This is a genomic window from Variovorax sp. V118 (assembly GCF_041154445.1).
In the GTDB taxonomy this organism is placed as follows: Bacteria; Pseudomonadota; Gammaproteobacteria; order Burkholderiales; family Burkholderiaceae_C; genus Variovorax; species Variovorax boronicumulans.
Genome location: NZ_AP028663.1, coordinates 4337482 through 4360168 on the forward strand (window position 1 = coordinate 4337482; position 22687 = coordinate 4360168).

Sequence of the window (22687 nt, forward strand, 5' to 3'; positions counted from 1 at the left end):
TCGGGGGCACTCTAGAGTTGGATCAGATCGGGAATGCCCACATCGGTGCTCACGTCGGCCGTGTAGTCCACGCCGTCGACGGCAAAGCCGAACAGGCGCAGGAACTCGGTCTTGTAGCCCGCGAAATCGGTCAGCTCGTTGAGGTTCTCGCCGGTGACCTGCGGCCACAGTTCCTGCACGCGGGCCTGCACCTGCGGCGCCAGTTCCTTGTAGTCGGCGCGCAGGCGGCCTTCGTCGTCCAGGTGCGGCGTGGCGCCGTACAGGCTGTCCGCGTACAGGCCGTGCACCTGCTCGATGCAGCCCTCGTGCGTGCCTTCGGCCTTCATCACCTTGAACAGCAGCGACAGGTACAGCGGCATCATCGGAATGGCCGAGCTGGCCTGCGTGACCACCGCCTTCAGCACCGACACGCGCGCGTCGCCGCCCTTGGCGGCCAGCTGGGCGCGGATGTCCAGCACCTTCTCGTCCAGATCCTTCTTGGCGGCGCCGATGGAGCCGTTCCAGTAGATGTCGTGGGTGATCTGCTCGCCCAGGTAGGTGAAGGCCGTGGTCTTGGCACCGTCGGCCAGCACGCCGGCCTGCTGCAGCGCGTCGATCCACATCTGCCAGTCTTCGCCGCCCATGACGGCCACGGTGTTGTCGATCTCTTCCTGCGTGGCGGGCTCGAGCACCGATTCCTTCACGGTCCCGCTGTCGGTGTCCAGGCCGCGCAGCGTCACGGCCTTGCCGATGGGCTTGAGCACGGAGTTGAAGACCTGGCCCGTCTTGGGGTGCGTGCGGCGCGGCGCGGCCAGGCTGTAGACCACGAGGTCGACCTGGCCGAGGTCGGCGCGGATGGTCTCGATGGCCTGCTGCTTCACCGCGTCGGAAAAGCCGTCGCCGTTGATCGTCTTGGCGTAGCGCCCTTCGGCCGTGGCGGCGCGGTGGAAGGCGGCGGTGTTGTACCAGCCGGGCGAGCCGGGCTTGGTCGCGCTGCCCGCGCGTTCGAAGCACACGCCCAGCGTGTCGGCGCCGCAGCCGAAGGCCGCGGTGATGCGCGCGGCCACGCCGTAGCCGGTGGACGCGCCGATCACCAGCACGCGCTTGGCGCCGCCCGCGATGGGGGGCCTGGCTTTGACGTACGCGATCTGTTGCCGGACATTGGCTTCGCAGCCCACGGGGTGGGTGGTGACGCAGATGAAGCCGCGCACGCGGGGTTGGATGATCATGAAAAGCTCGCTCGGTAAGACATTCGGGGGACGGCGGCGGGGCACGTCGCGGCGTCGCGAATTTAACCCAGCCGGCAACAGGCCGATTCATCAGCCCCATATGCATATGTCGATTGACGATTTAATAATCTTGGGTTTTATTGATATGGTTCCGGCCTGAATTTCACTCTGGAGAGAGGACGATCCCCACCATGCGCCACACCCTGCTTGCCGCGGCCCTTGCCGCTTCCGCCCTGCTGACCGGCGTTGCCGCCCACGCGGACCAGCTCGCCGACATCAAGAAGAAGGGCGAACTCGTGGTCGGCGTGCTCGGCACCGACGAGCCCGCCACCTTCATCGATCCGAAGACGCGCCAGATCGTCGGCTACGAGGTCGACCTGGTGAACGCCATCGCCAAGAAGATCGGCGTGAAGCCGGTGCTCAAGCAGATCGCCGTGGCCGCGCGCATTCCCGAGCTGCAGCAGGGCCACGTGGACCTGGTGGCCGCCGGCCTCACGCACAACAAGGAGCGCGAGGCGCAGATCGACTTCTCGCTCACCACCTTCGTGACCGGCCAGAAGGCCATCGTGAAGAAGACCAGCGGCATCACCGAGGTGCCGCAGCTCGGCGGCAAGAAGGTGCTGACCATCCGCGGCGGCACGCAGGAGCCCAACATCCGCAAGGCCGTGCCCACCGCCGAGGTCGTGACCTTCGACACCAGCCAGCAGGCCTTCCAGGCGCTGCAGCAGGGCAAGGGCGTGGGCTACGTGGACGACGAGGCTGCACTGCTGCGCAGCTACGCCAAGCTGGGCCCGCAGAAGGCGCAGTACGTGGTGCTCAAGCAGAACCTGAGCACCGAGTCGCTGGCCATCGGCATCAAGAAGGGTGAGAGCGGCCTGAAGACGGTGGTGGACGACACGCTGCGCGAACTCGAGAAGTCGGGCGAGGCGCAGAAGATCTTCCTCAAGTGGTACGGCCCGAACACCGCGTCGGGCTTCCAGACGCGCGACTTCAAGCTCGAGACCGACAAGATCGACTGAGCCCGCGCGCTCGGCACACCAGGGGCGGGCCGCCATGCGACCCGCCCTTCGCTTTTGAGCGGCACGGCGCGCATGCGTACCATGTGCGCCCCGGCGCCTTTCGCCGTGCCTCCCGTTTCCCATGCCCCTGTTCGACTATTCGCTGCTGCTGACCGGCCAGTACCACGACATGCTGGTCGCGGGCCTGTGGCTGTCGCTGCAGCTGCTCGCGGTCTCGCTCGTCTTCGCGCTGCCGCTGGCGCTGGTGGTGGCGCTGCTGCGGCTCTCGCCGCTGGCGCCGCTGCGCTGGCTCGGCTTTGCGTACGTGGAATCGATCCGCAACATCCCGCTGCTGGCCCACATGCTGTTCTGGTATTTCGGCGCACCCGAGCTGCTGCCCGAAGGCCTGAAGACCTGGCTCTATGAAGGCCACATCGAGGCCTACAGCGCGATCGTGGCGCTGTCGCTGTACACGGCGGCCTTCATGGCGGAGGACATCCGCAGCGGCATCCGCTCGATCCCGGCCGTGCAGTTCGAGGCCGGCCGCGCGCTGGGTTTCAGCTTCCTGGCCACCATGCGCCGCGTGGTGCTGCCGCAGGCGCTGCGCGTGACCGTGCCGCCGCTCATCTCGCAGACCCTGAGCCTGTGGAAGAACACCTCGATCGCCACCGTGATCGGCGTGGCCGAGCTGATGTACCAGGCCGGGCAGGTCGAGAGCGCGACCTTCCGCAGCTTCGAGTCGTTCGCGTTCGCGAGCGCGGCTTATCTGACGGTGTCGCTGGCGATCACCGGATTGGCCACCTGGTACCACCACCGCTTCCCGGTGCGGACCATCTGAAGGCGGTGCGCTGATGCTCGAAATCATCAACGACTACTGGGTCTACTTTCTCATCGGCCAGTACCCGAACGGCCCGCTCGGCGGCCTGGTGCTCACGCTGCTGCTGGCCTCGTGCGGGCTGGTGCTCGCGCTGCCGCTGGGCATCGTGCTCGGCCTGGCGCGCGTGAGCCCGTGGCGCTGCGTGCGCTGGCCCGTCACGGCGCTGGTGTTCGTGGTGCGCGGCCTGCCGCTGCTGATGGTGATCTTCTGGGCCTACTTCTTCCTGCCCAGCGTCACGGGCGTGAAGACCGACCAGTTCACCACCATGCTGATCGCGCTCGTGATCTTCGATGCTGCCTACCTCGCCGAGATCGTGCGCGCCGGCATCCAGGGCCTGCCGCGCGGGCAGATGGAAACCGCGCGCGCGCTCGGCCTGAGCTACTTCGGCGCGATGCGCCTCGTGGTGCTGCCGCAGGCGCTGCGCAGCATGCTGCCCTCGCTGGTGAACCAGTTCGTCTCGACCATCAAGGAGACCTCGCTGGGCTACATCATCGGGCTGGCCGAGGTGTCGTTCATCGCCACGCAGATCAACACGCAGGTGTTCACCAAGCCGGCGCAGATCTACCTGATCCTGGGCCTGACCTACTTCATCCTGTGCTTCGGCCTCTCGCGCTTCGCCTACTGGCTGGAGCGCCGGCTCGCGCGCCGCGGCCTTCCCGCCGCCACCCTCAAGGTGCCCGCATGATCGAACTCGAAAAAGTCAACAAGTGGTACGGCAGCTACCACGCGCTGGTCGACGTGACCGAGACCATCCACAAGGGCGAGGTGGTCGTGGTGTGCGGGCCCTCGGGCTCGGGCAAGTCGACGCTGATCCGCACCTTCAACCGGCTGGAGCCGATCCAGTCGGGCCGCATCACGCTCGACGGGCAGGACATCCATGCGCCCGGCCTGGACGTGAACGCGTTCCGCTCGCGCATCGGCTTCGTGTTCCAGCAGTTCAACCTGTTCCCGCACCTCAGCGTGCTGCAGAACTGCACCATGGCGCCGATGCAGCTGCACGGCCTGTCGCGCAAGGAGGCCGACGCGCGCGCGATGGCGCTGCTGGAGCGCGTGGGCCTCGCGAACAAGGCCAACGCGTGGCCCGGCGAGCTGTCGGGCGGCCAGCAGCAGCGCGTGGCCATTGCGCGCGCGCTCGCCATGAAGCCGCCGTTGATGCTCTTCGACGAGCCCACCAGCGCGCTCGACCCCGAGATGGTCGGCGAGGTGCTGCTGGTGATGCGCGACCTCACGCGCGACGGCATGACCATGGTGTGCGTGACGCACGAGATGGGCTTCGCGCGCGAGGTGGCCGACCGCGTGCTCTTCATGGACCAGGGCCAGGTGCTCGAACGCGCCACGCCCGACGATTTCTTCAACCGCCCGCAGCACCCGCGTGCGCAGCAGTTTTTGTCCGACATCCGTTCGCCTTTTTCGAGAAGCGCATGACCGACTCCTCCCTCCCCCTCATCGACGTCGCCCCGCTGGTGGCCGGCACGCCCGAACGCGCACGCGTGGCGGCGCAGATCGGCGACGCCTGCCGCGCGCACGGCTTCTTCTACGTCACGGGCCACGGCGTCGACGCCGCGCTGATCCAGCGGCTCGAAGACCTGAGCCACCGCTTCTTCGACCTGCCCGAGGAAACCAAGATGCAATGGCGCATGGCCCTCGGCGGCCGCGCCTGGCGCGGCTTCTTCCCGCGCGGCGGCGAGCTGACCTCGGGCCGGCCCGACTGGAAGGAAGGCCTGTACCTGGGCACCGAGCTGCCCGCCGACCACCCGCTGGTGCTGGCGAAGACGCCGGTGCACGGGCCGAATCTCTTTCCCGACGTGCCGGACTTTCGCGAGACCATCCTCGCGTACATGGACGCCGTCACGCAGCTGGGCCACCGGCTCATGGAAGGCATCGCGCTGAGCCTCGGCCTGCCCGCGGGCTATTTTGCAGAGCGCTACACGGGCGACCCGCTGATCCTGTTCCGCCTCTTCAACTACCCGACGCAGGCCGTGCCCGAGGGGCTGGACGTGCAATGGGGCGTGGGCGAGCACACCGACTACGGCCTGCTCACGATCCTGCACCAGGACACGGTGGGCGGCCTCGCGGTGCACACGCCGGGCGGCTGGATCGACGCCCCGCCGGTGCCCGGCGCCTTCGTCTGCAACATCGGCGACATGCTCGACCGCATGACCGGCGGGCTCTACAAGTCGACGCCGCACCGCGTGAAGCGCAACACCTCGGGCCGCGACCGGCTGTCGTTCCCGCTGTTCTTCGACCCGAACTTCGAGGCCCGCGTGCAGCGCATCGAGGGCCTGGCCGGCGCCGACGCACTGGACGACAGCGCCGAGCGCTGGGACCGCGCCAACGTGCACGCCTTCAGCGGCCGCTACGGCGACTACCTGCTGGCCAAGGTGTCGAAGGTGTTCCCGCAGTTGCGGGACGAAGTGCTCTGAACTGAACTGAACACGGGCCCTGACTTCGTCAGGGAAACCAGCGCGGCACGTGCGGCATCGCGTCGTGCAGCGAATCGAGCACCTGGAAGGCCTGCGCGACGATCGCCTCGGGCGGGTGCTTGAGGTCGGGCACGACCACCACGCGCATGCCGGCGGCCAGCGCGGCCTTGGCGCCGTTCTCGCTGTCTTCGAAGGCCACGCAATCGGCAGGGTCCACGCCCAGGCGCTCGGCCGCGAGGCGGTACAGCGCCGGGTCGGGCTTGGCGCGCGCGACTTCGTCGCCGCCCGCGAAGGCCTCGAAGTGGTGGAGCACGTCGAGGCTGCCCAGGCAGGCCGCGATCTGCCCGCGCGTGGACGACGAAGCCACCGCGCAGCGCGTGCCGCGACCGCGCAAGGCGGCGAGCAGCTCGGCGGCGCCGGGCTTGATGGGAAAGAGCGGCCGGGCATCGCCGTCGGCGCGTTCCAGCTGCAGCGCGGCGGTCACCTGCGTCGCCGCGTGCTGGTAGGCGGCGGGGCCGCCGAGCAGCGCGGCAAGGATCTGCTTCGATTCGCTCATGGCCAGCCCCACGCATTGCAGGTACTGGGCGTGCGAAAGCTCGACATCGAGCGTGCGGGCCGCGGCGATCCAGGCGGCCATGATGGGGCGCTCCGAATCGATCAGCAGCCCATCCATGTCAAAAATGGCGGCGGTGAACATCGAGGCGAATCCTAAGCGAGCGCGCACCGGTCCCGTGGCGGCCATGAAAAAAGGGGCCATCGGCCCCTTTTTTCGAGAAACGGCAGCGCTGCCGTTCAGTCCCGCGCCAGCGCCCGGTTCAGCCCCAGCGCCGCCAGCGTGCCGAGCGCGCCCGACAGCAGGTAGATGCTCACGAAGGCCAGGCCGAAGTGCGCCGACAGGCCCAGGGCGACCAGCGGGGCAAAGGCCGCGCCGATGAGCCAGGCCAGGTCGGCCGTGAGGGCCGCGCCCACGTAGCGGTACTTGGGCGCGAAGTTGGAGGTCACGGCGCCGGCCGCCTGGCCGTACGACAGGCCCAGCAGCGCAAAGCCCAGCACGATGAAGATGTCCTGGCCGATGCGTCCGCCGTCGAGCAGCGTGGGCGCGAAGCCGCTGAACACGGCGATCATGGCGGCCAGGCCGCCGAGCGTGAAGCGACGGCCGATGCGGTCGGCGATCAGGCCCGAGGCCACGATGCCGATGGCGCCGAACACCGCGCCGACCATCTGCACGATCAGGAACTCGGTGATCGACTGGTCGGAGTACAGCGAGATCCACGACAGCGGGAACACCGTGATCAGGTGGAACAGCGCGTAGCTGGCCAGCGCGGCGAACGCGCCGATCAGCAGGTTGGCGCCCTGCGAACGGGTCAGCTCGACCACGCTGGTGGGCTGCAGCTCGCGCTCTTCGAGCAGGCGCGCGTACTCGTCGGTGGCCACCAGGCGCAGGCGCGCGAACAGCGCCACCACGTTGATTGCGAAGGCCACGTAGAAGGTGTAGCGCCAGCCCCAGTCGAGGAAGTCGGCCAGCGGCAGGCTGGAATACAGGTACGCGAACAGCGCGCTGGCCAGGAAGAAGCCCAGCGGTGCGCCCAGCTGGCCCAGCATGGCGTACCAGCCGCGCTTGTTGGGCGGTGCGTTCAGCGCCAGCAGCGACGGCAGGCCGTCCCACGAGCCGCCCAGTGCCAGGCCCTGGGCAAAGCGGAAGATCGACAGCAGCACGATGGCCGTGAAGCCGATGCTCGCGTAGCCCGGCAGGAAAGCGATGCCGGCGGTGGAGGTGCCCAGCAGGAACAGCGCAATCGTCAGCTTGGTCTCGCGCCCGAAGCGCCGCTGGATCGCCATCGAGATCACGGTGCCGAAGGGGCGCGCGATGAAGGCGAACGAGAAGATCACGAAGGCCCAGAGCACGCCTTCCAGGCGCTGCTCGAAGGGGAAGAACACCGCCGGGAACACCAGCACCGAGGCGATGCCGTAGACGAAGAAGTCGAAATACTCGGAGGCGCGGCCGATGACCACGCCGACCGCGATCTCGCCCGGGGCGATGTGCGAATGGTCGGCGTCTGCGGCGCGGGCGCCGCCTTCGGTCGGGTGCGACACAGGCTGGGCGCCTGGTGGACTGATGCTGGACGTCGTCATCTTGCTAGCTGGCTGGCTGTAATTCGGGTGTCATGCCGGGGCACGACACAGGGGAAATTCTGGACACCCTGTAGCGTCTCACCGAATTGCGTTTACCGCCATAGGACAAAACGTCCAATAGGCGGAATCCCTTGGGCGGCGTAGATTGCAGGGTCATTTTTGCGCGGCCTTCGCACTTTCCTCTCCCGGCATGCACATCCTCAAGACCCTTCGCCGAGCACTTCTGCTGCTTTCCGCCATTTTCCTGGCGGGCTGCAACACAGTGCTGTTGAACCCCTCCGGCGACATCGCCAACCAGCAGGGACGCCTGATCGTCGTCTCCACGGTGCTGATGCTGATCATCATCATTCCGGTGATCGCCCTGACCATCTTCTTTGCCTGGCGCTATCGCCAGTCGAACAAGGAGGCCACCTACAGCCCCGACTGGGACCACTCCACGCAGCTCGAGCTGGCGATCTGGGCCGCGCCGCTCCTGATCATCATCGCGCTGGGCGCGATCACCTGGATCAGCACCCACACGCTGGACCCGTACCGCCCGCTGAGCCGCCTGGACGCGCAGCGCCCGATTCCCGCCGAAACCAAGCCGCTGGTGGTCGAGGTGGTGGCGCTGGACTGGAAGTGGCTCTTCATCTACCCCGAGCAGGGCATCGCCACGGTGAACGAGCTGGCCGCCCCGGTGGACCGCCCGATCAGCTTCAAGATCACGGCCTCGTCGGTCATGAACTCCTTCTTCATCCCCGCGCTGGCCGGCCAGATCTATGCCATGCCGGGCATGGAGACCAAGCTGCACGCGGTGATCAACAAGCCGGGCGAGTTCGACGGCTTCTCCGCCAACTACAGCGGCGCGGGCTTCTCGGGCATGCGCTTCAAGTTCCACGGCCTGAGCCATGACGGCTTCGACCAGTGGGTGGCCAAGGTCAAGACCGGCAAAGAGGGCGAACTGACCCGCGAGCAGTACAAGAAGCTCGAAGTGCCGAGCGAGCGCGAGCCCGTGCGCCACTACGCCGCGGTCGACCCGGCCCTGTACGACGCCATCCTGAACCTGTGCGTCGACCGCAACAAGATGTGCATGAAGGAAATGATGGCCATCGACGCCGACGGCGGCCTGGGCAAGCCCGGCGCCTTCAACGTCGCCACCAAGCAGGCCTGGCAGGCCGACTCCCTCGACACGCCCAAGCGCAAGTACGTCACCGCGATGTGCACCACCGAAGACTAAGATGTTGCAGAACCTAGACCTGACGAAGCTCGTCTTCGGCCGCCTCTCCTGGGAGGCGATTCCCCTTCACGAGCCCATCCTGCTCGTGACCTTCGCGGCCGTGATCCTGGGCGGCCTGGCGCTGCTGGGCGCCGTGACCTACTTCAAGCTGTGGGGCACCTTGTGGCGCGACTGGATCACCAGCATCGACCACAAGAAGATCGGCATCATGTACATCATCCTGGGCCTGGTGATGCTGCTGCGCGGCTTCGCCGACGCGCTGATGATGCGGGCCCAGCAGGCCGTCGCCTTCGGCGACAACGCGGGCTTTTTGCCGCCGCACCACTACGACCAGATCTTCACCGCCCACGGCGTGATCATGATCTTCTTCGTGGCGATGCCGCTGGTCACGGGCCTCATGAACTTCGTGGTGCCGCTGCAGATCGGCGCGCGCGACGTGGCCTTCCCGTTCCTGAACAACTTCAGCTTCTGGATGACCACCTTCGGCGCCGGCCTCGTGATGGCGTCGCTGTTCGTCGGCGAGTTCGCCAAGACCGGCTGGCTGGCGTACCCGCCGCTGTCGGGCATCCTGTTCAGTCCTGACGTGGGGGTCGATTACTACATCTGGTCCTTGCAGATCGCGGGGGTGGGCACATTGCTATCGGGCGTGAACCTGCTGGCCACCATCGTGAAGATGCGCGCGCCCGGCATGACCATGATGAAGATGCCCGTCTTCACGTGGACCGCCCTGTGCACCAACGTGCTGATCGTGGCCGCCTTCCCGGTGCTCACGGCCGTGCTGGCCCTGCTGTCGCTCGACCGTTATGTCGGCACCAACTTCTTCACGAACGACATGGGCGGCAACGCCATGATGTACGTGAACCTGATCTGGATCTGGGGCCACCCCGAGGTGTACATCCTGATCCTGCCGGCCTTCGGCATCTTCTCGGAAGTGGTCTCCACCTTCTCGGGCAAGCGCCTGTTCGGCTACGCCTCGATGGTGTACGCCACGGTCGTGATCACGATCCTGTCGTACCTCGTGTGGCTGCACCACTTCTTCACCATGGGCTCCGGCGCCAGCGTGAACTCGTTCTTCGGCATCACGACGATGATCATCTCGATCCCGACGGGGGCGAAGATCTTCAACTGGCTCTTCACCATGTACCGCGGCCGCATCCGTTTCGAGCTGCCCATGATGTGGACCATCGGCTTCATGATCACCTTCGTGATCGGCGGCATGACCGGCGTGCTGCTGGCCGTGCCCCCGGCCGACTTCGTGCTGCACAACAGCCTGTTCCTCATTGCCCACTTCCACAACGTGATCATCGGCGGCGTGCTGTTCGGCATGCTGGCGGGCATCACCTACTGGTTCCCGAAGGCCTTCGGCTACAAGCTCGACCCGTTCTGGGGCAAGTGCTCGTTCTGGTTCTGGATCGTCGGTTTCTGGATGGCCTTCATGCCGCTGTACATCCTGGGCCTGATGGGCGTCACGCGCCGCATGAGCCATTTCCAGGACATGTCGCTGCAGATCTGGTTCCAGGTCGCCGCCTTCGGCGCGGTGCTGATCGCGCTGGGCATCGCCTCGTTCCTGATCCAGCTGGTGGTGAGCTTCATCCGCCGCGAGTCGCTGCGCGACACCACGGGCGACCCGTGGAACGGCCGCACGCTGGAGTGGTCGACCTCGTCGCCGCCGCCGGCCTACAACTTCGCGTTCACGCCGCGCGTGCATGACAACGACGCCTGGACCGACATGAAGGCCCGCGGCTACCAGCGTCCGCTGGACGGCTTCAGCCCCGTGCACATGCCCAAGAACACGGCCGCCGGCTTCGTCATCGCGGCGCTGAGCGCGGTGTGCGGCTTTGCCCTGATCTGGCAGATGTGGCTCGTGGCCGGCATCGGCTTCGTGGCCATGCTGGCCGCGATCATCGCCCACACCTTCAACTACAAGCGCGACTACTACATCCCCGCGGAAGAAGTCGTTCGCACCGAAGAAGCACGCACGCGCCTGCTGGCCACCGCCCATGTCTGATACCACCGCCCTCCCCTCCCGGAACGCGAACGCACCGGCGTTCGACCTGTTCCACGTCCGCAACGAGGACCACCACCCCGAGAACGGCACGCTGCTGGGCTTCTGGCTCTACCTGATGAGCGACTGCCTCATCTTCGCCTGCCTGTTCGCGGTGTACGGCGTGCTGGGCCGCAACTACGCGGCCGGCCCCTCGGGCGCCGACCTGTTCGACCTGCCGCTGGTGGCGATGAACACCTCGCTGCTGCTGCTGTCGTCGATCACCTACGGCTTCGCGATGCTCGAGATGCAGCGCAAGCGCATGGGCGGCGTGCTGCTGTGGCTGGGCATCACCGGCCTTCTCGGCCTGGGCTTCATCGGCCTGGAGCTGTACGAGTTCGCGCACCTGCTGCACGAAGGCGCCGGCCCGCAGCGCAGCGCGTTCCTGTCGTCGTTCTTCGCGCTGGTGGGCACACACGGCCTGCACGTGAGCTTCGGCATCATCTGGCTGGTCGTGCTGATGGTCCAGCTGCCCAAGCACGGCTTCACCGCCGCCAACCGCCGCCGCCTGATGTGCCTGTCGATGTTCTGGCACTTCCTGGACGTCGTGTGGATCGGCGTCTTCACCTTTGTCTACCTCATGGGATCGATGGCATGAGCGCCCCCGCACACACCGCCACCGCCGCGCACGGCGGCCACGGCGCACACGACAGCCACGGTCACGGCGACCACCACGACGACGGCCCCGTCAGCCACAGCACCTTCAAGGGCTACATGACCGGCTTCGTGCTGGCCGTGATCCTGACCGCGATCCCGTTCTGGCTCGTGATGGGCAAGGTGATCGCCAACCCGAGCACCACCGCGCTCGTCATCCTCGGCTTCGCCGTGGTGCAGATCGTGGTCCACATGGTGTACTTCCTGCACATGGACGCCAAGTCCGAAGGCGGCTGGAACATGCTGGCGCTGATCTTCACGCTGGTGCTCGTGGTCATCACGCTGGCCGGGTCGCTGTGGGTCATGTATCACATGAACACCAACATGATGCCAGCCATGGTCCACGACATGAAGAACATGCCCTGATGGCCTCGGCCGCCCGCCCGCGCTCCGTTGTCACGCGTGCGGCGCTGGCGGTCTGCGCCCTCCTGGCCTTTGCCGGCTTTCTTGCGCTCGGCACCTGGCAGGTCGAGCGCAGGGCCTGGAAGCTCGATCTCATCGCCCGCGTCGACCAGCGCGTGCACGCCCCGGCCGCCGACGCGCCGGCGCGATCCGAATGGCCCACGGTCAACGCGGCCAACGACGAATACCGGCACGTGCGCCTTCGCGGCACGTTCCTCCATGACAAGGAAGCGCTGGTGCAGGCCAGCACCCGGCTCGGCGCCGGCTTCTGGGTGCTGACGCCGCTGCGCAGCGCCGACGGCAGCGTCGTGCTCGTCAACCGCGGCTTCGTGCCGCCTGAAGCGCGCGAGCGCGCGGCGCGCACCGCCCCCGAGCCCCAGGGCGACACCACCGTGGCCGGCCTGCTGCGCCTGACCGAACCCAAGGGCGGCTTCCTGCGCACGAACGATCCCGCGGCCGACCGCTGGTTCTCGCGCGACGTGCAGGCCATTGCCGCCGCGCGCGGCCTGGCCGACGTGGCGCCCTACTTCGTCGACGCCGAGGCCGGCGCTGCGCCCGCACAGGCCGCGCCCACGTGGCCGGCGGGCGGCCTGACGGTCATCGCCTTTCCCAACAGCCACCTCGTCTACGCCCTCACCTGGTACGGGCTGGCGCTGATGGTGCTCGGCGCCTATGGGTTCGTGTGGCGCGACGACCGGCGCCGACGGGCATCGCAAGACGGCAACGGCGAAAATGCACCGCATGCCGACGCCGCACGCCCCGACCCCGCCGATGCCCGCCGCGACTGACAAGCTGGTCGCGGTCGCCGGCGAGCTGCACGCCCCGCGCGCGGGCGTGGCGAGCCTGGACAACGCCATCGGCCACCAGAACATGCAGCAGCTGATCCAGCTGCGCTGGTTCGCCGTGGTCGGGCAGGTGGCCACCATCCTCGTGGTGCACTACGGCTTCGGCATCCGCCTGCCGCTGAACCACATGCTGCAGGTGCTCACCTGCCTGGCCCTGTTCAACATGGTGAGCCTGCTGCGCCTGCGCATCCATGGCCGCGTGACCAACGAAGAGCTGTTCGTCGCGCTGCTGGTCGACGTGGCCACGCTCACGGCCCAGCTGTACCTCAGCGGCGGCGCCACCAACCCCTTCGTCTTCCTGTACCTGCTGCAGGTGATCCTGGGCGCGGTGCTGCTCAAGGCCTGGTCGACCTGGACCATCGTGGTCATCACCGGCCTGTGCTTCGCGGGCCTGGCGCTGTTCTCGCGCCCGCTGCCCTTGCCGCTGGACCACGACCGCGGCCTGTGGAGCCCCTACGTGCAGGGCATGCTGGTGTGCTTCGCGCTCAACGCGGCGCTGCTGGTGGTCTTCATCACCCGCATCAGCCGCAACCTGCGCGTGCGCGACGCGCGGCTGGCCGACCTGCGCCAGCGCGCCTCCGAAGAAGAACACATCGTGCGCATGGGCCTGCTGGCCTCGGGCGCGGCGCACGAGCTGGGCACGCCGCTGGCCACGCTGGCCGTGATCCTGGGCGACTGGCGCCGGCTGCCGCACTTCAGCTCCGACCCCGAGCTGCTGCAGGAAGTGGCCGAGATGGAAGTGCAGATCCAGCGCTGCAAGAGCATCGTGAGCGGCATCCTGCTGTCGGCCGGCGAGACGCGCGGCGAGTCGTCCGAAGAAACCACCGTGCGCACCTTCCTGGACGACCTCGTCGAAGAATGGCGCACCACGCGCCCGGTCGAGGAGTTCGACTACGAGAACCTCTTCGGGCAGGACCTGCCCATGGTCTCCGACTCGGCCATCAAGCAGATGGTGTGCAACGTGCTCGACAACGCGCTCGAGGCCTCGCCGCACTGGCTGCGCCTGGAAGCCACGCACGACGCCGACGCGCTCACCATCACCGTCACCGACGCGGGCCCTGGCTTCATGCCGGCCATCCTCGCGGAGTTCGGCAAGCCCTACCAGTCGAGCAAGGGACGTCCCGGCGGCGGGCTGGGCCTGTTCCTCGTCGTGAACGTGGCGCGCACGCTGGGCGGACGCGTCGCCGTGCGCAACCGCCCCGAGGGCGGCGCCATCGTGACCATCACGCTGCCGCTGGCGGCCATCGTGCTCGAAGAGGACGAGGAAGCAGCAACCACCCTCGCGGACAACGCCGCGCCCCCAGCCCCGAGCAGCCCATGACCCACACACCCGACACCGCCGAGGTCCGCCAGCTGCTGATCGTCGAGGACGACGAGGCCTTCGCGCGCACGCTCGCGCGCTCCTTCGAGCGGCGCGGCTACGTCGTGCTGCATGCGCGCAACCTCGAGGAGGTGGAAGCGCTGCTCGAGGAAGGCGACGGCCCCTCGCCCGGCTACGCGGTGGTCGACCTGAAGCTCAACGGCGAGGCCTCGGGCCTGGCCTGCGTGCAGATGCTGCACCGGCACGACGCCGAAATGCTGATCGTGGTGCTCACCGGCTTCGCGAGCATCGCCACCGCCGTCGAGGCCATCAAGCTCGGCGCCTGTCACTACCTGGCCAAGCCCTCGAACACCGACGACATCGAGGCCGCCTTCGGCCGCGCCGCCGGCACCACCGAGGTCGAACTGACCAACCGCTCTACCTCGATCAAGACGCTGGAGTGGGAGCGCATCCACGAGATGCTGGCCGAAACCGGCTTCAACATCTCGGAAACCGCGCGCCGGCTCGGCATGCATCGGCGTACATTGGCACGCAAACTCGGCAAACAGCAGGTCAAGTAACATGATCTGCCGGTTTCGCGAATTCTTGCGGAACCAACACCGATCCCGGAGGCTCTGTTCCTGATGACGAATAGCCCGCCGCTGCAGCTGCAGCCCGCCCGTTCCACCGATCTGCAGAAAAAGCAGGCCTCCGCCGCACGCGACCAGACCGCGATGGAAGAGCTCTTCAACGCCCTGAGCCACGGCCTGGGCCTGCTGCTGGCGATCGCCTCGCTGCCGATCCTGGTCTACAGCGCCGCCCAGAAGGGCCAGGCCGCGGCCGTGGTGGGCGCCTCGCTCTTCGCGGGCACGGCCATCGTGCTGTACCTGATCTCCACGCTGTACCACGCGCTGCCCATCGGCCGCGCCAAGGCCTGGTTCAACCGGCTCGACCACGCGGCCATCTACCTGTTCATTGCGGGCAGCTACATGCCCTTCCTGTTCGGTGTGCTGCGCGGACCCTGGGGCTGGACGCTGTTCGGCGCCATCACCGCCGCCGCCGTGCTGGGCGTGGGCGCCAAGCTGTTCAACCGCCTGCGGCACCCGCTGTGGTCCACCGGCCTGTACGTGGCGATGGGCTGGATGGCGCTGATGGCGGCGGTGCCGCTGTACGAGCGCATGTCATCGGCGGGGCTGGCCTGGCTGGTGGCCGGCGGGCTGTTCTACACGGCCGGGGCCGTGGTGTTCCTGTTCGACAACAAGGTGCGCTACGCGCATTCGGTGTGGCACCTCTTCGTGCTCGCGGGCAGCACCTGCCACTTCTTCGCCGTGCTCTGGCACGCGCACGGCTGAGCGTTTTTCCTCTTCAGTAATGCGGGGGAAGTTCGTCGCGCAGGTTGCGCGCGCCCCCGTCCTGCCCTGCGTTCTGGCTTTGCAGCCGCAGCTGCGCGACCTGCAGGATCAGGCTGTCGATCTGCTGCTGTTGTCGGTAGATCGTCATGTTCAGCTGCTCGAGCAGGTCTTCGGCATAGCTCGACTTGATCTCGAGGTCGTTCAGGCGCTCTGTCACGTCGTTCGGTGAATGTTCCATGCCGCTATTGGACAGGAAGATCCACCGCCTTTCTTGACAGCGCCCCGCTCAGCGCCGGACCTTCGCCTCGAGCAGGTCGCCCATGCCGATGCGCCGGGCGAAGTCGATGCGCACGCGCTCCGACACCTCGAAGACCTCCGCCGCACCGTCGCCCACGAAGTCGATCAGCGAACGCATCGGCCGCGTGCCGGCCGGCAGTCCCACGATGCGCACGATGTCGTCGGCCACGGCCTGCGGGTCGGCGTGCTCGGGCGTGAGGGCGGACAGGCGCTCGCCAATGCGGTCCATCACGCCGTCGTAGCGGCCGTAGGCGGCGGCGATGGCCGCGTCGGAGGGCTTGCCCGCGCTCGGAAAGTGATCGGTGCCCCGGGTGAACGCGCCCGGCACAACGATCGAGGTCTCGATGCCGAAGCGCGCGATCTCGTAGGCCAGCGTCACGGCCAGCGAATCCATGGCCGCCTTGGCCGCGCCGTACGGGCCCATGAACGGCGGAAAGCCGCCCTTGGTGGTCGTGCTGCTGATCCACAGCATCAGCCCCGCCTCCTGCTGGCGCAGGTACGGCAGCACCGCGCGGTTCACGCGCTGGGCGCCGAGCACGTTGGTGTCGAACACCCGGGCGATGTCTTCCGGCGTGAAGGCCTCGGTCGGCCCGACCACGAGATGGCCCGCGTTCTGCATCACCACATCGAGGCGACCCTGCGCCTGGACGATGGTCGCCGCGGCGGCGTCGGCGGAGGCCTGCGACAGCACATCGAGTTCGAGCGGATGCAGCTGAAGCCCCTGGGCCGCGGCCAGCGCGCGCAGCTCGGCCGCGCGCGCCTTGTTGCGGCCCGCGATGTCGCGCATGGAGGCATAGACGATGTGGCCCGCTTCGGCGAGCGCCTGCGCGCTGAGCTTGCCGATGCCGGAGCCGGCGCCAGTGACGAGGATGACGGATTGCATGATGGAACCCCTTGAATGAAGGTGAGAGGGAAGAAAGGAAAGTCCGGCGGTCAGCGCACGCGGCGCTGCAGCAGGTGGGCCACCCACGCCGCCATCGATCCGAGTGCCACCGCGCCGGCCAGCGTGGCGAACAGCGACAGCGACGGGGGCTGGTGGACCGCGAAGAACGCGATCAGCCCGAGGAAGTAGCACAGCAGGTTGTTCAGTCGCGGCACGCTGCGCATCGACACGACCAAGAGCGCCACGAACAGCACCACCACCGGCAGCGCCGCGGCGCCCGCGATCGGGGCCAGCACGGCGATGGCCAGGGCCGCGCCCTTGCCGATCAGCAGGCCCAGGCTCACGCAGACGAGGTTGAACACGCCGTCGCGTGCGGTCGCGCCGCGGGTGTAGAACGCCACCCAGCCGACGAACATTGCCCACACGGGCAGTTCGAGCACGAGCGCCATCGCCGAGGCGACAGCGGCCACCACGGCCGCGGCGGCCGTGAACGCCGTGTAGGCGAGGCTGAAGAAGCGCGGGGTGGCCGCGCGGGGTGAAGGCGGATGCATGGTGCGTGCTCCGTGGATGTCGTGGGAAGCCACTGGTCAGGCCACGCCGCCGTTGGCCCGCAGCACCTGCCCGTTGACCCATCCCGCATCCGGCCCCGCCAGGAACGACACCACCGAGGCGATGTCTTCCGGCTGGCCCAGGCGCTGCAGCGGTGGCATCTGGGCGAAGGCCTGGATCTGCTCGTCGGTATTGCCGTCCAGGAACAGCGACGTCGCGACCGGGCCCGGCGCCACGGCGTTCACCGTGATGCGTCGGCCGCGCAGCTCCTTGGCGAAGACGTGCGTGAAGGCCTCGACCGCCGCCTTGGTGGCGTTGTAGATCGCGTAGCCCGGCATGTGCAGCGCGAGCGTGGTGCTCGAGAAGTTGACGATGCGCCCGCCCTCGGCGAGCCGGGTCGCGGCCTCGCGCAGGGTGTTGAAGGTGCCGCGCACGTTGATGTCGAAGGTGTGGTCGTAGAGCGCGTCGCTGTGCGCGGCCAGCGGCGCGGTCTGGAGCACGCCGGCGTTGTTGACCAGCACGTCGACCGGGCCGAGCTGCGCTTCGACGGTGTCGAACATCGTGCGCACCGCGTCGGCGTTCGCCACGTCGGCCTGCACCGCGAGGGCGCGGGCGCCCGTGGCCTTCAGCTCGGCGACCAGCGCTTCGGCCGGCGCGGCGCCCGCGGCGTAGTTGACGGCGACGGCGAAACCGTCGGCGGCGAGCCGGCGGGCGATGGCGGCGCCGATGCCGCGCGAGGCGCCGGTGACGAGGGCGACGCGGGTGGGCAGCGAAGCAGAAGTGGCGGTGGTGTTCATGGCGCGATTCCTTGGGGTGGTGAGTGAATGAAGCGAATGGTCAGCCATTCCACCCGAAAGATAATCAGAGCCAATTCGTCAATAAAATTCCATTTACTTAAACAATAGACACGAAGGGCAACCCCATGGACCGCTTCCAGGAAATGCAGGCCTTCGTGCGGATCGCCGAGCGCCAGAGCTTCACGCAGGCCTCGGACGACCTGCAGATTCCGCGCGCCACCCTCACCACGCTGATCCAGCGGCTCGAATCGCGCCTGGGCGCTCGGCTGCTCGAGCGCACCACGCGCACGGTGCGCCTCACGCAGGACGGCGAGGCCCACTACCAGCGCTGCGTGCGGCTGCTGGCGGACGTGGAAGAGGCCGAGGGCGCCTTCACCCACGCAGCGCCCCAGGGCCTGCTGCGCGTGAACCTGCAGGGCACGCTGGCGCGGCATTTCGTGGTGCCGGCGCTGCCCGCCTTCCTCGCCCGCCATCCGGGCCTGCAGCTGCATATCGGCGAGGACGACCGGCTGGTCGACCTGGTGCGCGAAGGCGTCGACTGCGTGCTGCGCGCCGGCCCGCTGCAGGACTCGTCGCTGGTCGCGCAGCGCGTGGCGCTGCTGCCGCAGGTGACGGTCGCGAGCCCCGGCTACCTCGCGGCGCACGGCGAGCCCGCCGACCTGGCCGCGCTGGCCTCGCACCGCGCGGTGCACTACGTGTCGAGCAGCACGGGCAAGGCGCTGCCGCTCGAGTTCACGGTCGACGGTCAGGTCCGGCCCGTGCAACTGGCCGCCACCGTGTCAGTCACAGGCGCGGACCTGTACACGGGCGCCGCCGTCGTGGGCCTCGGGCTGGTGCAGGTGCCGCGCTACCGCGTGGCGGCCGAGCTGGCGGACGGCCGCCTGCAGGCGGTGCTGCCGGGCTTCGCGCCACCGCCGATGCCGGTGTCGGTGCTGTATCCGCAGAACCGGCAGCTGTCGTCGCGGGTGCGGGTGTTCACGAGATGGCTGCGGGACATCTTCGGGGCGGCACAGGCCAACTAGCGTCACGCGCCGCCGCGATGAGCACCTCACTTTTCCACGCGCATCGCAATTTTCTAAGGCACGCCCGCTTCGGGTGACGATTGTTCGCAGTGCGTGCGACGGCATCCCCTCAGACTATTTCGACCTCTTGGCTTGTCACGGAAGACGTCGATGCCGCGCCCACTTTCCATTGCCCCCTCGATCCCCCTTGTCCTTAAACAACGCCTGCTGGAACTTGTGCGGCTGGCGAACCAGGAGGGACTCAGCCAGCTGTTTGCACATGAGCCTCGGCTCAAGACGCCGAATCCCGGATCACGCTGGGTGGCTCCCGTCCCCATCAGATAAAGGCAGTGATCACCGAAGGCGAAGCCTGGACATGCAACCGCAAACCGGTGTTCCGCATGGCTTTGCGACGCGCAGGCCCGAACGCTCCTCTCACCCCACTCCTCACCGGCCAACGCTTCAGCGCACGGTCCCAGAACGCGGTAGCTCATGACCAACGAACCCAACACAGGCACTTCGGTGTGCGATTGCAGCGACCCGGCGCAAAAGGTGGCAGTGATTCTGTATCCGAGCCTGGGAGCCCCGCTGCTGATTGGCCCTGGCCAGAAAAAATGCAGCCTCTTCATCGCCACCGCATCGCTCGGCGTCGCCAACAACAACGGAGCCCGGGACACGCAGGACAAGCGCTCTCAGGTCATCCCCATGGACGGCGACAGCGAGAAAATCGCTGCCGCCACGGTGGCACGGCACCTGCGCCTCGTCGGGATGAAAGGTCCCAAGCCCGACGCCGACATCCAGTCCGGCGAACTCACCGGTGACGGCAAAGACTGCGCCACGGCCAAGAGTGCCATCAAAGTCTGGCGAGTCGCAAGGTTCGATGCAGGCGCGCTCATCTACAACCAGAAAGGCGAGGTGTTCGCCACCCTCAGCCCACAGGCAGTCAAGGCGTACACCGAATCGGGCTTCGCGGGAGGCTATGTGTATGAGGTCGAGCTTGACCTGGCCACGCTGAGCGTGCAGCCGGAGTCCGGCAGCTTCAAGAGCTTTGCATGGATGGTCGAACCCACCCAACAGCAAAAGGAGAACCTGCCCACGCTCTGCGCTGCCAGCACGGTGCACTCGCAGGATCTGCTGGTCGAATCCTTCCTCATCGCCCAGGTCGAAGACCTTCGCTACCGGCATCAGGCGGCCAATGCCACGAGCGCGCGCCAGGGCAAGGAAACCTGCCTGCTCGAATACGACGTCCCTCAGACCGCGCAGAAGGCCCGCACCCTGATCACGAACAGCGCCGAGCGCCTGGCCGCCTGGCACCCAGTCATCAAGCTGGCCGGCAACGAACCGCTCAATCTCGGGCACCTGAGCGATGTGCACATCAACGTGCGACACAACGCGCTGGCCAAGTCGCCCGCGCGCGTCATCGAAGACGCGCAGTACACAAGCCTTCCGGTGGGCTCACGCGTGTGCAACAGCTTCAATGCGCTCAAGGAACTCTTCGACAAGATCGGTGCCGGCAAGAAGCCGGACACGGCCCTGCTGCTGACCGGTGACCTGATCGACTTCAATCGCAACATCGATCCCGCCCAAGTCCCTGATGGCATTGGTGAGCAATGGAAAAAGTTCAACGTGCTCAACAATGTCAACACACCTGGCCTGTACCCCCGCGGGCAGGACGACATGCTGGCCTTCAGCCTCGTGCGCTACGCCTACAACGAGCTGCTGCTGCCCGTGTTCATGACCAGCGGCAATCACGAGGCGTATTCGGTGCCCTACGGCATCAGCCCGCGCCTGAACGAATGGGCTGCCTCCATGGGCGTCATGGAAGACACCACCGACGCGCTGGGCGACAGCTATGGGCGCGATCGCCCCTTCACCGCGACCCGGACCGTGAGCACCCCGCGAGGCGGCACGCACCAGGTCAGCACCATCGGCCTCAAGGCCGAGGTCGGGCGCAGGCTGGTCAACAAGAACAAGAACCTCGACATCAAGGACCTGGAGACGTCCTACCTTGACTTCGACGGCGCCAGCAAGTGGAGCGCCAACATGCCCAACGAAGGCATCTCGGCCGACCACAACATGACCATCTACGAGACCACGCTGGCCTACGGTCCAACCTACGGTCAGGCGCTCACCGGAAACAACTACAAGGTGGACAACTACGATTGGTTCTACACGCTGTTCACTCCGCTGGAAGACATGCTGATCGCTCTGGGCGTCGAGCCTGACGAGAGCGGCCCCGCCACACAGGTGATTGCGGCGTTGGGTTGGGGCCAGGGCGAGAACTTCAAGAACATCGTCACGGGCGCGATCTTTACGTCCATCGACAAGCAAGGTGCAGGCATCCTGCCACGTGCACCGCAATCCTTCAGCACCAATCAGCTGCGATTGCTCGGTCAGGCACAACGCCACAAGCGCACCAGCCCCGGCGCGAGCCTCACGGTTGCGAGCCACTTCACCATCATCAACTACGACGAGCCCATTGCCTATTCGGCCAAGCCGCAAGACATGCGCTTCAGGCCCGCCAGCAACACCTACACGCTGCTGCCCGGAGGCCGGCCGGGCTTCAACATCGTGAACACCGGCACCTGCGAGATCAACCAGGACAAGTACTTCGAGCGCTGCGTTCGAACCGAGGGCAGCGGCAATGCCACTGACCGCAACGGCGCACCCACGGTGACGCCGGAGACCATGGTCGACTGGCACTTCAGCGGTCACAGCCACCGCAGCGGCGTATACACCGTGGCGTGGCGCCAGCCGGCCAGCGGGGGGCGGGTCATCGAAGTCACGAGTGCGGTCGACCCCGGAATTCAGAACGAGCAGAAAGCACCGGCGCGCCAACACACGCGCTTCATCGTCAGCAGCTGCGGCGGCCCCATTGGCCGGCAGAACCTCGATCATGAACTCGATGGCTGGACCCTGCGACCACCCTCGGGTTCACTGCTGGAACCGACCAGCGGGGTGATCAGACAGGTCAGTACGCAACGCGCCAGCCGAAGCGCTGGCGCGCCGCTGAACGAGGTGCCTCGGCTTTGTGTGGCGCTGGACTACATGACGGTGATGAAGCGGAACAAAGACAAGGCGAAAGAGACGCCGCTGGAATTCGAACCTGCCGAACTGAGTGCCGGGGGCGGACGCGTGCCGGTGGTGCTCAGTCGCACGATGGCGAAGCTGGAGTGCATTGCGGGGATGCGGATTTGGGCGTTCGAGGGCGGCACCGATGAATTCGAAAAACCCCGCCCCCCAACATGGCACCTCCTGACGCCGACCTTTCACGCGGACACCAAGAGCCCATCGATCGAATTCACAGCCGAAGACTTGAAGACCCTGCTCGGCGCCATCGATGCCAATGGCGGAGAAGCTCTGGCGCAAGGATTCTGCGAAGTGCTGCTCAAGCAACCCAAAGTCGGCGAGCACGATTGGAGCAAAGACATCGACTGCACAGACACGTGGAGGTTTCCGCTCAGCGTGAGGCTGGGATCGGCCAGCTTTGGTGGGCGCTCGTGGAATTTTCTGCGCCCTCCCGAGGAGCGCGGGGAGGTACCCGATTGGGACTGGCTCGCATCAATGTATTTCGACAAGGGGTACATCCCTTCCAAACAAGCCATAGAACGAAAAGGCAGCTGAGGCTCAGCCATGGCGACCCGTCGCAATCTCCTCATCGCACTTCCACTGGGATGGGCATCTGCGCTACTTTCCATATCAGGACAC

Annotated in this window: 22 protein-coding genes; 15 read left to right on the top strand and 7 right to left on the bottom strand. The window is 67.1% G+C overall.

Annotation, left to right across the window (positions count from 1 at the left end; genetic code table 11):
* Nucleotides 1-11 precede the first annotated feature (11 nt).
* Nucleotides 12-1208 carry an enoyl-ACP reductase FabV gene (gene fabV, locus ACAM52_RS20150; protein ID WP_369644427.1) on the bottom strand — a complete coding sequence of 399 codons (1197 nt, stop codon included), beginning with the start codon at nucleotides 1206-1208 and terminating at the stop codon, nucleotides 12-14.
* Nucleotides 1209-1399: 191 nt separating this feature from the next.
* Between fabV and ACAM52_RS20155 the strand changes: the two genes are divergently transcribed.
* From ACAM52_RS20155 to ACAM52_RS20175, 5 genes are all read left to right on the top strand, one after another.
* Complete coding sequence (locus ACAM52_RS20155) at nucleotides 1400-2227, top strand: ABC transporter substrate-binding protein (protein ID WP_062469113.1); 828 nt, start codon at nucleotides 1400-1402, stop codon at nucleotides 2225-2227.
* Nucleotides 2228-2348: 121 nt separating this feature from the next.
* A complete protein-coding gene (locus ACAM52_RS20160) occupies nucleotides 2349-3044 on the top strand; it encodes an amino acid ABC transporter permease (protein WP_056578440.1) in 696 nt (231 codons plus the stop codon).
* A 13-nt stretch (nucleotides 3045-3057) separates the two neighbouring features.
* Nucleotides 3058-3768 (top strand): amino acid ABC transporter permease, encoded by a 711-nt coding sequence (locus tag ACAM52_RS20165; protein ID WP_056578437.1) that lies wholly within the window; start codon nucleotides 3058-3060, stop codon nucleotides 3766-3768.
* The gene (locus ACAM52_RS20170) at nucleotides 3765-4508 is read left to right on the top strand and encodes an amino acid ABC transporter ATP-binding protein (protein ID WP_369644428.1); all 744 of its coding nucleotides are present in this window, start codon (nucleotides 3765-3767) and stop codon (nucleotides 4506-4508) included. The genes ACAM52_RS20165 and ACAM52_RS20170 overlap by 4 nt, the downstream gene beginning before the upstream one ends.
* A complete protein-coding gene (locus ACAM52_RS20175; RefSeq protein WP_369644429.1) occupies nucleotides 4505-5506 on the top strand; it encodes an isopenicillin N synthase family dioxygenase in 1002 nt (333 codons plus the stop codon). The genes ACAM52_RS20170 and ACAM52_RS20175 overlap by 4 nt, the downstream gene beginning before the upstream one ends.
* Before the next feature lie 28 nt (nucleotides 5507-5534).
* Here ACAM52_RS20175 and ACAM52_RS20180 read toward each other — a convergent pair whose 3' ends face one another.
* Together ACAM52_RS20180 and ACAM52_RS20185 are read right to left on the bottom strand one after the other, a co-directional pair.
* Entirely contained in the window at nucleotides 5535-6203 is a 669-nt protein-coding gene (locus ACAM52_RS20180) for an HAD family phosphatase (RefSeq protein WP_095743979.1), read from the bottom strand.
* Nucleotides 6204-6298: 95 nt separating this feature from the next.
* Entirely contained in the window at nucleotides 6299-7639 is a 1341-nt protein-coding gene (locus ACAM52_RS20185; RefSeq protein ID WP_095743978.1) for an MFS transporter, read from the bottom strand.
* Nucleotides 7640-7829: 190 nt separating this feature from the next.
* Here ACAM52_RS20185 and cyoA point away from each other — a divergent pair, with 190 nt between their 5' ends.
* The 8 genes from cyoA (at nucleotide 7830) to ACAM52_RS20225 (ending at nucleotide 15452) form a co-directional block, all read left to right on the top strand.
* Nucleotides 7830-8855: a ubiquinol oxidase subunit II gene (cyoA, locus tag ACAM52_RS20190; protein WP_062469097.1), complete on the top strand. Its 1026-nt coding sequence runs from the start codon at nucleotides 7830-7832 to the stop codon at nucleotides 8853-8855.
* Nucleotide 8856: 1 nt separating this feature from the next.
* On the top strand, nucleotides 8857-10863 hold the full coding sequence (cyoB, locus tag ACAM52_RS20195) for a cytochrome o ubiquinol oxidase subunit I (protein ID WP_139700269.1): 2007 nt from the start codon (nucleotides 8857-8859) through the stop codon (nucleotides 10861-10863).
* Nucleotides 10856-11497: a cytochrome o ubiquinol oxidase subunit III gene (cyoC, locus tag ACAM52_RS20200; RefSeq protein ID WP_369644430.1), complete on the top strand. Its 642-nt coding sequence runs from the start codon at nucleotides 10856-10858 to the stop codon at nucleotides 11495-11497. The genes cyoB and cyoC overlap by 8 nt, the downstream gene beginning before the upstream one ends.
* Entirely contained in the window at nucleotides 11494-11919 is a 426-nt protein-coding gene (cyoD, locus tag ACAM52_RS20205) for a cytochrome o ubiquinol oxidase subunit IV (protein WP_369644431.1), read from the top strand. The genes cyoC and cyoD overlap by 4 nt, the downstream gene beginning before the upstream one ends.
* Nucleotides 11919-12743 (top strand): SURF1 family protein, encoded by an 825-nt coding sequence (locus ACAM52_RS20210; RefSeq protein WP_369644432.1) that lies wholly within the window; start codon nucleotides 11919-11921, stop codon nucleotides 12741-12743. The genes cyoD and ACAM52_RS20210 overlap by 1 nt, the downstream gene beginning before the upstream one ends.
* On the top strand, nucleotides 12727-14121 hold the full coding sequence (locus ACAM52_RS20215; protein ID WP_095747478.1) for an ATP-binding protein: 1395 nt from the start codon (nucleotides 12727-12729) through the stop codon (nucleotides 14119-14121). Before ACAM52_RS20210 ends, ACAM52_RS20215 begins: the two co-directional genes overlap by 17 nt.
* Nucleotides 14118-14681, top strand: coding sequence for a response regulator transcription factor (locus tag ACAM52_RS20220; protein ID WP_159274905.1), 564 nt, complete (start codon nucleotides 14118-14120; stop codon nucleotides 14679-14681). Before ACAM52_RS20215 ends, ACAM52_RS20220 begins: the two co-directional genes overlap by 4 nt.
* 153 nt (nucleotides 14682-14834) lie before the next feature.
* Nucleotides 14835-15452, top strand: a complete 618-nt coding sequence (locus ACAM52_RS20225; RefSeq protein ID WP_369647756.1) for a hemolysin III family protein — start codon at nucleotides 14835-14837, stop codon at nucleotides 15450-15452.
* A gap of 13 nt (nucleotides 15453-15465) precedes the next feature.
* Here ACAM52_RS20225 and ACAM52_RS20230 read toward each other — a convergent pair whose 3' ends face one another.
* The 4 genes from ACAM52_RS20230 to ACAM52_RS20245 are packed head-to-tail and all read right to left on the bottom strand — an operon-like array spanning nucleotide 15466 to nucleotide 17978.
* The gene (locus tag ACAM52_RS20230) at nucleotides 15466-15690 is read right to left on the bottom strand and encodes a SlyX family protein (RefSeq protein WP_062469081.1); all 225 of its coding nucleotides are present in this window, start codon (nucleotides 15688-15690) and stop codon (nucleotides 15466-15468) included.
* A gap of 48 nt (nucleotides 15691-15738) precedes the next feature.
* Nucleotides 15739-16632, bottom strand: coding sequence for an SDR family NAD(P)-dependent oxidoreductase (locus tag ACAM52_RS20235; RefSeq protein WP_369644433.1), 894 nt, complete (start codon nucleotides 16630-16632; stop codon nucleotides 15739-15741).
* A 50-nt stretch (nucleotides 16633-16682) separates the two neighbouring features.
* Nucleotides 16683-17183 carry a DUF1097 domain-containing protein gene (locus tag ACAM52_RS20240; protein ID WP_369644434.1) on the bottom strand — a complete coding sequence of 167 codons (501 nt, stop codon included), beginning with the start codon at nucleotides 17181-17183 and terminating at the stop codon, nucleotides 16683-16685.
* 36 nt (nucleotides 17184-17219) lie between these two features.
* Entirely contained in the window at nucleotides 17220-17978 is a 759-nt protein-coding gene (locus ACAM52_RS20245) for an SDR family oxidoreductase (RefSeq protein WP_369644435.1), read from the bottom strand.
* A gap of 125 nt (nucleotides 17979-18103) precedes the next feature.
* Here ACAM52_RS20245 and ACAM52_RS20250 point away from each other — a divergent pair, with 125 nt between their 5' ends.
* Both ACAM52_RS20250 and ACAM52_RS20255 read left to right on the top strand, forming a co-directional pair.
* Nucleotides 18104-19000 carry a LysR substrate-binding domain-containing protein gene (locus ACAM52_RS20250; RefSeq protein ID WP_369644436.1) on the top strand — a complete coding sequence of 299 codons (897 nt, stop codon included), beginning with the start codon at nucleotides 18104-18106 and terminating at the stop codon, nucleotides 18998-19000.
* 471 nt (nucleotides 19001-19471) lie between these two features.
* Nucleotides 19472-22603, top strand: a complete 3132-nt coding sequence (locus tag ACAM52_RS20255; protein ID WP_369644437.1) for a metallophosphoesterase — start codon at nucleotides 19472-19474, stop codon at nucleotides 22601-22603.
* The last annotated feature ends 84 nt before the right edge of the window (nucleotides 22604-22687 follow it).

Excerpts from the sequence above, each read along its gene's own strand:
- fabV (WP_369644427.1), bottom strand. The coding sequence starts at position 1,208 with ATGATCATCCAACCCCGCGTGCGCGGCTTCATCTGCGTCACCACCCAC.
- ACAM52_RS20155 (WP_062469113.1), top strand. The coding sequence starts at position 1,400 with ATGCGCCACACCCTGCTTGCCGCGGCCCTTGCCGCTTCCGCCCTGCTG.
- ACAM52_RS20160 (WP_056578440.1), top strand. The coding sequence starts at position 2,349 with ATGCCCCTGTTCGACTATTCGCTGCTGCTGACCGGCCAGTACCACGAC.
- ACAM52_RS20165 (WP_056578437.1), top strand. The coding sequence starts at position 3,058 with ATGCTCGAAATCATCAACGACTACTGGGTCTACTTTCTCATCGGCCAG.
- ACAM52_RS20170 (WP_369644428.1), top strand. The coding sequence starts at position 3,765 with ATGATCGAACTCGAAAAAGTCAACAAGTGGTACGGCAGCTACCACGCG.
- ACAM52_RS20175 (WP_369644429.1), top strand. The coding sequence starts at position 4,505 with ATGACCGACTCCTCCCTCCCCCTCATCGACGTCGCCCCGCTGGTGGCC.
- ACAM52_RS20180 (WP_095743979.1), bottom strand. The coding sequence starts at position 6,203 with ATGTTCACCGCCGCCATTTTTGACATGGATGGGCTGCTGATCGATTCG.
- ACAM52_RS20185 (WP_095743978.1), bottom strand. The coding sequence starts at position 7,639 with ATGACGACGTCCAGCATCAGTCCACCAGGCGCCCAGCCTGTGTCGCAC.
- cyoA (WP_062469097.1), top strand. The coding sequence starts at position 7,830 with ATGCACATCCTCAAGACCCTTCGCCGAGCACTTCTGCTGCTTTCCGCC.
- cyoB (WP_139700269.1), top strand. The coding sequence starts at position 8,857 with ATGTTGCAGAACCTAGACCTGACGAAGCTCGTCTTCGGCCGCCTCTCC.
- cyoC (WP_369644430.1), top strand. The coding sequence starts at position 10,856 with ATGTCTGATACCACCGCCCTCCCCTCCCGGAACGCGAACGCACCGGCG.
- cyoD (WP_369644431.1), top strand. The coding sequence starts at position 11,494 with ATGAGCGCCCCCGCACACACCGCCACCGCCGCGCACGGCGGCCACGGC.
- ACAM52_RS20210 (WP_369644432.1), top strand. The coding sequence starts at position 11,919 with ATGGCCTCGGCCGCCCGCCCGCGCTCCGTTGTCACGCGTGCGGCGCTG.
- ACAM52_RS20215 (WP_095747478.1), top strand. The coding sequence starts at position 12,727 with ATGCCCGCCGCGACTGACAAGCTGGTCGCGGTCGCCGGCGAGCTGCAC.
- ACAM52_RS20220 (WP_159274905.1), top strand. The coding sequence starts at position 14,118 with ATGACCCACACACCCGACACCGCCGAGGTCCGCCAGCTGCTGATCGTC.
- ACAM52_RS20225 (WP_369647756.1), top strand. The coding sequence starts at position 14,835 with ATGGAAGAGCTCTTCAACGCCCTGAGCCACGGCCTGGGCCTGCTGCTG.
- ACAM52_RS20230 (WP_062469081.1), bottom strand. The coding sequence starts at position 15,690 with ATGGAACATTCACCGAACGACGTGACAGAGCGCCTGAACGACCTCGAG.
- ACAM52_RS20235 (WP_369644433.1), bottom strand. The coding sequence starts at position 16,632 with ATGCAATCCGTCATCCTCGTCACTGGCGCCGGCTCCGGCATCGGCAAG.
- ACAM52_RS20240 (WP_369644434.1), bottom strand. The coding sequence starts at position 17,183 with ATGCATCCGCCTTCACCCCGCGCGGCCACCCCGCGCTTCTTCAGCCTC.
- ACAM52_RS20245 (WP_369644435.1), bottom strand. The coding sequence starts at position 17,978 with ATGAACACCACCGCCACTTCTGCTTCGCTGCCCACCCGCGTCGCCCTC.
- ACAM52_RS20250 (WP_369644436.1), top strand. The coding sequence starts at position 18,104 with ATGGACCGCTTCCAGGAAATGCAGGCCTTCGTGCGGATCGCCGAGCGC.
- ACAM52_RS20255 (WP_369644437.1), top strand. The coding sequence starts at position 19,472 with ATGACCAACGAACCCAACACAGGCACTTCGGTGTGCGATTGCAGCGAC.